Here is a 10,570-nt window from a genome sequence, read left to right as displayed (position 1 = left end):
GTAATAAAATAGTAAAAATAGAAACATTTAAATAGTAGTATTTTCAAGGAAAAAGAAGAAGTGAGCAGCGAACGCTGCAAAAAATGAGGTGAGAAGCATGTTGCCCCGCAACAACAAAAAAGCAGAAATGGGCATGGGAACCTTGATCATCTTCATTGCGATGATCTTGGTTGCAGCAGTGGCCGCAGGGGTCTTGATACAGACGACGGGCTCCCTGCAAAACAAAGCATTAGCCACAGGAAAGGCTACAAAGCAAGAAGTTGGCACGTCAATAAATGCGTTGGAGCTTTTTGCTGAAGACGGAACTGATCAATCTGTCGATTACCTTTACATGACGGTCAAGCTCAGCGGCGGTTCCGACCCGATACGATTTACTGACACGCTCTTGACCCTGAATCTTGACAACACAAGTGCAGATTACGAATACAACGCAAGTATTGACTGCTCAAACACGGGTTCGATGAGTGCCGGCGGCGACTTTGGCATTTCCTACCAAATAACCGGCACGAACAACAAAGCAGGATACCTCACAAAAGGCGATGTTGTGAAGATTTGCTTCCAATCACCAAGGAGCATTGGTGAAGGAGAAGATTTGAAAGTGAACCTCGTTCCCATGGTTGGTACACCTCTCGTCGTGGAGGCTGCAATTCCGGACTTGATTGTAGACAAGAGGATTGCAGTCTACCCCTAAACGGGAAGAAAAACGTGTTTGAGAGCACGAAAGATAACTTTTTTTCTTTTTTTTCTTTTTTCTCATAAGGCTGGGCGTGAAGGTGCGTAGATGTGTTCCTAGGTGTATTCCAGGTGTGTTCCTACACGTTCATTTTTTTTGAATATGTGTTTCAGTACTTCATAAGGAAAGAACATCCTCGTGCGTAGCGGTGGGTGGTGGTGCGTGAAACAAGAGTGGTGGGTTGGTTATGGAGCATCCAAAAGCGAGCATGCTTGTTGAGGCGTCTTGGGAAGTGTGCAATAAGGTCGGGGGCATCTATACTGTTTTGAAATCCAAAGCGGCATTGATGAAGAAAAATTATCAAACCTACGTCTGCGTGGGTCCCTATAAGGAAGAGCATGCAAAAACAGATTTTGAACAACGTCAGCTTCCGACCTGGCTCAAAGGCGTTGCAGAACGGCTCGAACAGGAAGGGGTGCGCATCTTCTTCGGGTCGTGGCTAATCGAAGGGGCGCCAGACACGATTCTTGTTGACGCCAGCGGTCTTGCAGGGCGCAAAGATGCGGTAAAAAAGGCCTTGTGGGACGGCTTTCGAGTTGACTCTCTGTACGCGTCGTGGGAGTTTGAAGAGCCGGTGCTTTGGTCGTGGGCAGTAGGGATGCTTGTTGAACAACTCTGGATTGAAGGCAAAAAGTCGTTGGTTCTCCACGTACACGAGTGGCTTTCATCATCGGCGGTGCTCTATCTTCGCAGGAAAGGGTTGTCGGTGCCGACCGTGTTTACGACGCACGCGACAATGCTGGGAAGGTCGCTTGCCGGCGGCGGTGTCGATCTCTATGCGAATCTCTCAACAATCAATCCCGAACGGGAGGCGTATGCAAGGGGCATTCAGGATAAGTTCACTATGGAGCGAGCGGCGGCGAGGAATGCCTCTGTTTTCACCACGGTTTCTGAAATAACCGGGCTTGAAGCAGAGCATTTTCTTGGAAGAAAACCTGACGTGCTGCTCTACAACGGCTTGGATGTTTCAAAATTTCCGACACTTGAAGACGCGGCGGTGAAGCATGTCATGTGCAAAGAAAAAGTGGAGGAGTTTTTGCAGTACTATTTCTTTCCGTACTACACCTTTGATTTGTCTCACAACCTCGTTTTTTTCATAATAGGAAGGTACGAGTTTGCAAACAAAGGCATTGATCTCTTCATTGAGGCGCTTGGGAATTTGAACAGAAAGTTGGCGGGGGAGCGGTCGAAGAGAACCGTGACTGCTTTTTTTTGGATTCCAACCGTAACTGAAGGGATTCGGGTTGAAGTGCTCAAGAACAAGAACTATTTCAGGCACATTAAAAATCATGTGCACTGGCACGGGGACACTATTTTGAAAAACATTGTCTCATCCCTGGTAGCGTCAGGGAAGCTATCTGCAAAAGATGTGCTCTCAAAAGATTTTCTTCACTCGCTCAAAAAAGACTACGTCAGGTTTAAACAAGAAGGAGTTCCTGCCTTGAGCACGCACAGTGTTGATGAAGGAAAAGATGCTATTATTCAGGCGTTCCGCAGATGCGGGTTGAACAATCTCAAAGAAGATAGGGTGAAAGTCGTGTTCTACCCCGTGTATTTGGATGGGAATGATTCGATGATAAGCTTACCGTATTATGATGCGATGGCGGGCTGCCATTTGGGAGTATTTCCTAGTTATTATGAGCCGTGGGGGTACACCCCGCTCGAAGCCGCGGCGATGGGTGTTCCTTCGATAACCACGGATCTTGCCGGTTTTGGAAGGTTCTTACTGCAAGAAGGTGTGCGAGATGGCCTCCAAGGCATTTCAGTTCTCAGGCGTATGGGCAGATCATGGGAGGAGCAGGTGCGTGACTTGACCAAGCTTCTTGAAGGGTATGCAAAGCGCAAGCGTCCAGAGCGCGTGGCGCTTAAGTCCGAGGCCAAGGTGTTGGCTTCCAAAGCGGATTGGGGGACTTTTGTCGAAGCGTATTTTAAGGCACACAACACGGCGCTCAGCCGTGAGCATGAGAAGCAGAATATTCGGACATGACGAGCGTCAAGCAAGCGGAGGTTGGGGTATGAGAAACAAAGGACGTTCACGTGGCGGGAGAAACATAGTGCTGCTCGTGGCAGGTTCTTGGTTGCTGGTCTCGGTGATAGCATTCGTGCTGGAGAAGAACAGCGTGGCGGTCCAAAGCAGCGCGGTTGTGCTCTTAGAAGTTGGTGCGGGAATAGCAGTTGCGGGTTCTCTTTTGTTTTTTGTGGCAAGGAACGGGAAACGGCAAATGCAAAAGACAATTCTTCGAAGGTCGGGTGAGAGGTGACGCGCCAGCGGCGAGGACGCGTTTTAGTTTTCGGCAGTGGAAGGTTGGCAAGAGAGAGGAAAGAGAATGAAACGGTCAATACAGCTTCTGGGAATCATTGCTGGACTGTTTTTGCTGTATTGCGTGATGTTTTTCCTCCCTGGCGCTGTTGATCGTTTCAGCCTCGAATATACTGCGGTAATGAACGGGGAGTGGTGGCGTTTTTTTTCTTATCAACTGGTTCATGGAAACGTTCAGCACCTCTTGTTCAACCTTGTAGGTGTTGCTTTGTTGTGGACGGTGTTCGCAGAAGTGGATGTGCTTTCAAAAGAAGCGCTGGGCATTTATTTTCTTGCAGGTGTCGTGGCGGCGCTTCCTATTTGGTTTGCAACAAAAATCACCGTTCTCGGCGCGTCGACTGCAGTGTATGCAGGGTTTGGTGTTGCGAGTATGCACGTGCGTAAATTCGAGGTGAATGAAGGCGTCGTTCTTGCCGTTGTTGCCGGTTTAGCGGTTGTTTCTCCTCTTTTCTTGCTGGTTGCGGGAGGGGTCTCTCCGCTGTTCTTTTCAGCTTCCAGTTCTGCTTTGCTTCACATGTCTGGTTTGTTCTTCGGCGCGTTGGCACATCGCGTGTGGGAGACGAAAGATGCGTTTCCAGGGAGGAAGCGTTATTTGTTGAGGGAGGTGGTGCTTGATGACTAGGCAGGAGAGGGAGGTCTTGAGAGATACTCGTTCCAGTTCCGAAGACCGTGGTGGAGAAAGGCAAGAAAGGAGGGTGAGCTCTGGCGTTGAAGGGCTGGACACGCTGTTGCATGGGGGTTTTCTTCCCGGAAGAAATATCTTGGTTTCTGGACCGTGCGGGTCGGGAAAGACCACACTCGCGACGCAGTTTCTCTGGAAAGGAGTGGAGGAAGGCGAGACATGTCTCTATGTGAGTTTGGAGGAGAGCAAGAAAAAGTTATACGAGGACATGGCGCGCCTCGGCTTTGACTTCGCGAAAATGGAAGCTTCGGGCAGGTTCAGGTTTATTGGTGGCCCGCTAGCAAAAGTGACGCATTATATGTCCAAAGTAAATGCAAAGCCGCATCATTTAATTAGTGAGATTGAAGAGGTGATTCGAGAGCTGGGTGTTACAAGGGTTGTTATTGATTCTTTGACGTTGTTCAGTATGGTATTGACTTCGAATGAGGAGCGAAGGTTGGCACTGGCCGCGCTGGGAAACATGCTCTCTGCTAGGCGTGTAACGTCGCTACTCTTGGCGGAGACAAAAGAGGGAAGTTTTGAAGTTTCTACCTACGGTATTGAAGAGTTCATTGCGGATGGGGTGGTTGCGCTCTACAATATTCGAAGAGGCGCTACGTTCGTGCCCGGGATTGTTGTCAGGAAGCTTCGTGGCTCAGATCACGACCGCGAGATTCGTCTTGTCAAAGTCACGGAGAAGGGCGTGGTTGTCTTTCCGGAGGAAACACTGTTTACCGATGTGTGATGTGGCGTGTGTCCTTGCTCATGCCTTTGGTCCTTGCTCATGCCTTTGGAGATGCTTTTGCGCTGGGTGCTTTTTTGCTTTGAGGAGGGTTCTTGTGAGGAAAACCTTTAAATAGACGTTGGAAGTTCGTGCGGTTCAAGAGTGTGCAGTGCTGGCAAGGAGTGCTGGCGCTAGCGTAGCTAGGTGTTGCATGAAGAGAAGTTCACGACGTTGGAAAAAGAAGGGTCAGATGCGCTGGAAGTGGCAGCGAAAGCGCATGAAGAAGGAAAAACGCAAGCGGAGCTTGCGCAAGTAAAAACGCTTCTGCGTAGCAGTGCTTCTCAGTGATGAAGTTTTTGAAGTTTGTTGTGTTGGAGCAACGGGTTGTTTTGGCTTTTGGCTGTTGTGACGTTGGCTGTTGTGAAGGAGAGGGCCAAGGCAAATATTTATAAACGAAGTCTTGTTTGATTCCTTGTTTGATGCGGTAGCGTTCAGGGGGGTGGATGATATGGTGCAATTCGGAAAGGAAGATTGTTTGAAGTGTAAAGAGGCCGAGGGGAAGGAGGGGCGAGTCAAGGCAAGGCCGCACCCGGCGAGGCTCCTTTTTCTGTGGCGTGCTCTGGCGGTGCTCTGCGTGGCGGCTCTGTTTATGGTGTTGAGCGGGTGTTCAACAAAACCGCTTCCTCCTCCGCCTGAAACCCTTCTTGTGCAAGAGCCAGAACCCGCGCCCGAACCCGTTGTTGAGGAGAACACGACGTCCGTTCCTGCGGAGGAAGGCGAACAAGACACGAAGGCGTTTTTTGACGTTGCGTGTGATGCTAAAACAAGGACGCTCTCGTTTTCGTTGCGCAATCCTACCGACTGGCTCTGGCTTGTTGATCCGTCTGCTGATCCGTCCGCGTATAAGCAGTTGGTCAATCGAGAGGAGTTTGTTGTGCTCTTGATGAATGATTTTCAGCTTAACGGTCGCGAGCGTCCTGTCTCGTTCGGTGAAGTCTTGTTCGGCCCAGGGGATTCTTTTAAAGAAAACTGCGGGGGTGTTGTGGCGCTCCGGCCTGGCGAAGAGCTCTCTTGTTCGTTCACGCCAATCAAGATAAATGTGAAGACGGCGCTCTCAAAGGGAGTGAATGAGCTTGAGCTGAAGGGGACGTCGCATTACGAACGAGTTGAATTGGACTGCTCGTAACGAGTAGTTGCTCGTACACGCCGATGAGGAAGTAGGCGTGCGAAGGTGCAGAAGCGTTTGGGACGGCGTGGCCGTTCCCTCCTGCTCCGGGCTTGGCACGCTCATGCTGTTCGTTCATGTCTTGTGCACTGTTTTTTGCGTGGCGATGCGGGGGGCTGCTTCTTCTTTTCTTCTTCTGTTTCTTCTTCTGCGCGCCGCTTTACTGGATTCCGTTAATTATTTAAAGGGGTTCGTGCTCTCCCTGCTTGCTCGTCGACAAACTCGGCGGGTATCAGCGCCTTTTTTATGCCAAAGAGGTTAACCCTTTTTGGTCCCAACACGCTCACACGTGCAGTGTGAGGCATGCTTGACCGAGGCGTTCAAGTATGGGTAGGAACACGATGCAGAAAACCCAACAAGTCAATTCTTGTTTTGAAAGAATTGAGAACATTATACGCGACCGAATTGAGTACCCGTTGATCCTGCGGGAGATAGCTGCTATGGGGATTCGACTTAGCCATGCAAGTCAGGGAGCAATCCCGGCGAATCGCTCAGTAACACGTCGGTAATCTGCCGTGCGGTCAGGGATAACCTCGGGAAACTGAGTGGAATACCTGATAGGAAATGATGGCTGGAACGCTTCATTTCTGAAACTCGTGCCGCACGATGAGCCGGCGGCGGATTAGGTTGTTGGCGGGGTAATGGCCCACCAAGCCGAAGATCCGTACGGGCCTTGAGAGAGGGAGCCCGGAGAGGGACACTGAGATACTGGTCCCAGCCCTACGGGGTGCAGCAGGCGCGAAACCTTTCCAATGCACGAAAGTGTGAGAAGGGGATCCCCAGTGCTTGCACATTGTGCAGGCTTTTGCCAAGTGTAAATAGCTTGGCGAATAAGTGGTGGGTAAGACTGGTGCCAGCCGCCGCGGTAACACCAGCGCCACAAGTGGCTATCGCGTTTATTGGGCCTAAAGCGTTCGTAGCCGGCTTGGTAAATCTTTTGTGAAATCGTCTTGCTCAACTTGACGGCGCGCAGAAGACACTGCCAGGCTTGAGACCGGGAGGGGTCAGACGTATTCCGGGGGGACCGGTAAAATGGGATAATCCTCGGAGGACGACCGATGGCGAAGGCATCTGACCAGAACGGATCTGACGGTGAGGAACGAAAGCTAGGGGAGCAAACCGGATTAGATACCCGAGTAGTCCTAGCCGTAAACGCTGTGAGCTAGGTGTTGCGCATCCTATGGGGATGCGCAGTGTCGAAACGAAGGTGTTAAGCTCACCGCCTGGGAAGTACGGTCGCAAGGCTGAAACTTTAAGGAATTGACGGGGGAGCACCACAAGGGGTGCGGCGTGCGGTTTAATCTAATTCAACGCAGAGAACCTCACTAGAGGCGACGGCAGGATGAAGGTCAGTCTGAAGGGCTTACTTGACGAGCCGAGAGGTGCTGCATGGCCGCCGTCAGCTCGTGCTGTGAAGTGTCCAGCTAAGTCTGGCAACGAGCGAGATCTGTATCCACAGTTGCTAACAGCGCTTGCGGACTGAGCACACTGTGGAGACTGCCCTCGTAAGGGGGAGGAAGGTGCAGGCTACGGTAGGTCTGTATGGCCCGAATCTTCTAGGCTACACGCGCGCAACAATGGTAGGGACAATGGGATGCGACACCGAAAGGTGAAGCCAAACCTCTAAACCCTGCCCAAGTTCGGATTGAGGCTTGCAACTCAGCCTCATGACGCCGGAATCCCTAGTAATCGGACGTCATCATCGTCCGGTGAATATGTCCCTGCTCCTTGCACACACCGCCCGTCAAACCAACCGAGCAGGGTCTGGGTGAAACACGCCTGTCTTGGGCATGTTGAACCTTGGCTCAGTGAGGTGGGTTAAGTCGTCACAAGGTATCCGTAGGGGAACCTGCGGATGGATCACCTCCTTTTTTTTTTCAAATAGTGGCATAAATAATAATTGCAGAACAAGTAATTGACGCGAGGTTTTTTGTGCGTGTTCTTACCCTTTCTTTTTTTCTTTTCCTTGTTTTTCTGAAGCGCTTCATTTTTTCTTTTTCCACTTTTTTTCTTTCTTTTTTTTCTGAACGCGTGTTTGTGCACGGCGCTCAATTGAACAGGGTGCTGGGAAAACGTGGCGAGAAAAAATTGTAGTGAGGGAAAGGTTTATTACTGGCTTGTTCGTTGCTGAGGGGTGTGAGGAGGTGGTAGTATGAAGAAGAATGAAGGTGTTGTTGATAGGGTTGTTCGGGGCGTTTTAGCCGTGGTTTTTGCTGTGCTAGGCGCGGTGCACAGTCCGTGGTGGTTTGTGCTCGCGCTGGTGTTTGGTCTCACGGCGGTTGTTGGGTTTTGTCCCTTGTACGCGCTCTTCGGGTTTTCGACGTGCAAGAACCGATAACCTTTTAAATAAGTTGGAACCCTCTTGATGACGCTCATCGATGTCCTTTTTGCTCGATGAGGTTCTCGAGGAAGCACGTTTTCCTTGAGGGGACCCTATGGGCTCGTAGCTCAGCCTGGTAGAGCGCCCGCCTTGCACGCGGGAGGCCTCGGGTTCAAAAGCAACGGGTCCGTCTTGGTGGGCTCGTTGGTGAAAGTCCCGACGAGTCCATTGTTGCACGGGGGGTGCGAGCACGCCCTTGTGCATACGGAGTTAGGGTTGTTTATGTATTCAGCTCGTCACGCGAGGCGTGGCGGGTGGTGGTGCCGGAGGGCATGAACGTTTTTTCATGTTCAGTGAGGCGCGCGCAGAGGAAAAAAAATCCATGGAAGCGTCCCTGTGTACACAGGAAAAGAATGACGCTGGCAGGTGGATAGCTCGGCTCGAGAGGCGAAGAAGGACGTGACAAGCTGCGATAAGCTGTGGCGAGGTGCACGTGACCGTTGAACCACGGATCTCCGAATGAGACTTCTCCTCTTGAATCCGTAAGGATAGCGAACCCGGGGAATTGAAACATCTTAGTACCCGGAGGAAGAGAAACCAATATGGGATGCTGTGAGTAGGAGCGACCCAAAGCAGCAGAGGGCAAACTGAATCCTGCGCTGAAAAGCGTTGGAGATGTGGTGTATGGGCCCCGTTGTTCCCTCGTTTCGCGATGCGAACGTGGCTGGAATGCCAGGCTAGAGAGGGTGAGAGCCCCGTAGCAGGAGCGAAATGGGATCAGGGGATCTCCTGAGTAGCACTTCTTGGAAATGGAGTGTGAAGGTGGGGGACACAAACCTCCAACCCTAAATACTCCTCGAGTCCGATAGCGTACAGTACCGTGAGGGAACGCTGAAAAGCACCCTTTGCAGGGAGTTAAAAGATCTTGAAACCTGTCAGCTATAGTGGGATGCGCACTTTTCGGGTGTGCATCGTCCGTTTTGAATAACGTGCCAGGGAGTTTGCCTGTGTGGCGAGGATAAGCCGGTCAGCGGCGGATCCGGAGCGAAAGCGAATCCCCGCAGCTTGCGAGGGGGAGGGTGTGAAAGCGCCTCAAGTCACACGGGCCAGACCCGAAGCCAGATGATCTAGCCGTGGGTAAGGTGAAGCGGGGGTAAAACCTCGTGGAGGCCTGCAGAGGTGCTACGGGCAAGTGTTCTCGTAACCTGTGGCTAGGGGTGAAAAGCCAATCGAATCTGGCGATAGCTGGTTCCTGCCGAAGTTGGCCTTAGTCAAGCCTCGACGGAGATGAGCTGCGTGGTAGAGCTACGGATTGGGAATTATGGGGGAGAAATCCCTCGGTTCCTTGTCCAACTCCGAATGCGTGGCTATCGTAGATGTCGGGAGACGCGGCTCCGGGGTAAGCTTGGAGTCGGAGAGGGGAACAACCCGGACTATGGTTAAGGTCCCTAATCGTGATTGAGTGTGAAAGGGTGAAGATTGTCCATGGCCAAAGACAGCGAGGAGGTTGGCTTAGAAGCAGCCATCCTTTAAAAAGTGCGTAACAGCTTACTCGTCGAGGTCGTGGGCGTCTAAGATGGACGGGGCTAAATCACGAACCGATACCATAGGGCTGCCAAAAGCAGTTTGGTAGGCAGGCGTACCGGTCGAGCGGAAGCCTTCGTGCGAGCGGGGGTGGATCGTCCGGTAATGAGAATCCTGGTGAGAGTAGGATCGTAGCGTGGTGAGAATCCACGTCACCGAAAGGGCAAGGGTTCCTTACCAATGCAAATCAGGTAAGGGTGAGTTGATCCTAAGCTAGCGCCTAATTGGTGCAGTGGCGAAAGGGAAACCGGTTAATATTCCGGTACCGCCTCGGTATGTGCGGCAACGCAAGTTCCATTTCTGACGCTTCGGGCTAAGTGCACACGTGATCAAGCGTGTTAAACAGTCCAGGTCGGAGGAGTTTCGTCATGAAGAGAATCCGAGCAAGGCTGTGATGAGCCGTGCTAAAGCACGGTTGCGCCGATGCCTGGAGCCCGTGAAAAGGGAATGGAAACAAATCCGGGGCGATCATACCCAGAACCAGCACAGGTGCCCCTAGGTGAGTAACCTAAGGTGTCCAGGGAGAATCTTGGTAAGGGAATTCGGCAAATTGGTCCCGTACCTTCGGTATAAGGGATCCCTGCTTTTGTGCCCGTACGGGTGCGTTGGCAGGGCGCAGTGACAAAAGAGGTCCGACTGTTTAACAAAAACATAACTGACTGCAAGCCCGCAAGGGTGAGTATAGTCGGTGACGTCTGCCCAGTGCCAGTACCTAAAACTCCTTTTCAAGGGAGCCAAGGGCTGGTAAACGGCGGGAGTAACTATAACTCTCTTAAGGTAGCGAAATGCCTTGCCGTTTGAATGACGGCCTGCATGAATGGCGTAACGAGATCTCTACTGTCCCTACCGAGAACCCTCCGAAAACTCTTTCCTGGTGCAAAGGCCAGGGACGTCCAGTGGGAAGCGAAGACCCCGTGAAACTTTACTGTAGCCTGCAGCTGCAATACGGGTTTTGTTGCGTAGCGTAGGTGGGAGCCTTAGAAGTGAAGACTCCGGTCTTCAT

8 protein-coding genes, 1 tRNA gene and 2 rRNA genes are annotated in these 10,570 nt (G+C 51.6%); 10 read left to right on the top strand and 1 reads right to left on the bottom strand.

The annotated features are described in order from the left end of the window. The first annotated feature begins 97 nt into the window (after positions 1–97). The 7 genes from D6783_05420 to D6783_05390 all read left to right on the top strand — a co-directional run bounded on the left by D6783_05420 (position 98) and on the right by D6783_05390 (position 7,534). The gene (locus tag D6783_05420) at positions 98–691 is read left to right on the top strand and encodes a hypothetical protein (GenBank protein RME52268.1); all 594 of its coding nucleotides are present in this window, start codon (positions 98–100) and stop codon (positions 689–691) included. Between the two features lie 229 nt (positions 692–920). After that, positions 921–2,720: a glycosyltransferase gene (locus D6783_05415; protein RME52267.1), complete on the top strand. Its 1,800-nt coding sequence runs from the start codon at positions 921–923 to the stop codon at positions 2,718–2,720. A gap of 28 nt (positions 2,721–2,748) precedes the next feature. Then, on the top strand, positions 2,749–2,994 hold the full coding sequence (locus D6783_05410; GenBank protein RME52266.1) for a hypothetical protein: 246 nt from the start codon (positions 2,749–2,751) through the stop codon (positions 2,992–2,994). Positions 2,995–3,030: 36 nt separating this feature from the next. Beyond that, positions 3,031–3,675, top strand: coding sequence for a rhomboid family intramembrane serine protease (locus tag D6783_05405; protein ID RME52265.1), 645 nt, complete (start codon positions 3,031–3,033; stop codon positions 3,673–3,675). Beyond that, positions 3,668–4,459, top strand: a complete 792-nt coding sequence (locus D6783_05400; protein RME52264.1) for a hypothetical protein — start codon at positions 3,668–3,670, stop codon at positions 4,457–4,459. The genes D6783_05405 and D6783_05400 overlap by 8 nt, the downstream gene beginning before the upstream one ends. Positions 4,460–4,946: 487 nt before the next feature. Beyond that, on the top strand, positions 4,947–5,624 hold the full coding sequence (locus tag D6783_05395) for a hypothetical protein (GenBank protein RME52263.1): 678 nt from the start codon (positions 4,947–4,949) through the stop codon (positions 5,622–5,624). 451 nt (positions 5,625–6,075) lie between these two features. After that, positions 6,076–7,534: ribosomal RNA gene (locus tag D6783_05390) — 16S ribosomal RNA — on the top strand. Here D6783_05390 and D6783_05385 read toward each other — a convergent pair. Continuing rightward, positions 7,524–7,715 carry a hypothetical protein gene (locus D6783_05385; protein RME52262.1) on the bottom strand — a complete coding sequence of 64 codons (192 nt, stop codon included), beginning with the start codon at positions 7,713–7,715 and terminating at the stop codon, positions 7,524–7,526. The genes D6783_05390 and D6783_05385 overlap by 11 nt on opposite strands. 100 nt (positions 7,716–7,815) lie before the next feature. On the opposite strand from D6783_05385, the gene D6783_05380 reads away from it, so the two are divergent. From D6783_05380 to D6783_05370, 3 genes are all read left to right on the top strand, one after another. Next, entirely contained in the window at positions 7,816–8,001 is a 186-nt protein-coding gene (locus tag D6783_05380) for a DUF2892 domain-containing protein (protein RME52261.1), read from the top strand. Between the two features lie 99 nt (positions 8,002–8,100). Next, positions 8,101–8,173, top strand: a tRNA-Ala gene (locus D6783_05375). Between the two features lie 228 nt (positions 8,174–8,401). Further along, a 23S ribosomal RNA gene (locus D6783_05370) occupies positions 8,402–10,570 on the top strand; the annotation flags it as partial.

Source organism: Candidatus Woesearchaeota archaeon (genome assembly GCA_003694805.1).
GTDB lineage: Archaea > Nanobdellota > Nanobdellia > Woesearchaeales > J110 > J110.
Note: the sequence above shows the minus strand (reverse complement) of the source record. Positions and strands in the feature narration are given on the sequence as shown.

Excerpts from the sequence above, each read along its gene's own strand:
- D6783_05395 (RME52263.1), top strand. The coding sequence starts at position 4,947 with ATGGTGCAATTCGGAAAGGAAGATTGTTTGAAGTGTAAAGAGGCCGAG.
- D6783_05415 (RME52267.1), top strand. The coding sequence starts at position 921 with ATGGAGCATCCAAAAGCGAGCATGCTTGTTGAGGCGTCTTGGGAAGTG.
- D6783_05380 (RME52261.1), top strand. The coding sequence starts at position 7,816 with ATGAAGAAGAATGAAGGTGTTGTTGATAGGGTTGTTCGGGGCGTTTTA.
- D6783_05420 (RME52268.1), top strand. The coding sequence starts at position 98 with ATGTTGCCCCGCAACAACAAAAAAGCAGAAATGGGCATGGGAACCTTG.
- D6783_05410 (RME52266.1), top strand. The coding sequence starts at position 2,749 with ATGAGAAACAAAGGACGTTCACGTGGCGGGAGAAACATAGTGCTGCTC.
- D6783_05400 (RME52264.1), top strand. The coding sequence starts at position 3,668 with ATGACTAGGCAGGAGAGGGAGGTCTTGAGAGATACTCGTTCCAGTTCC.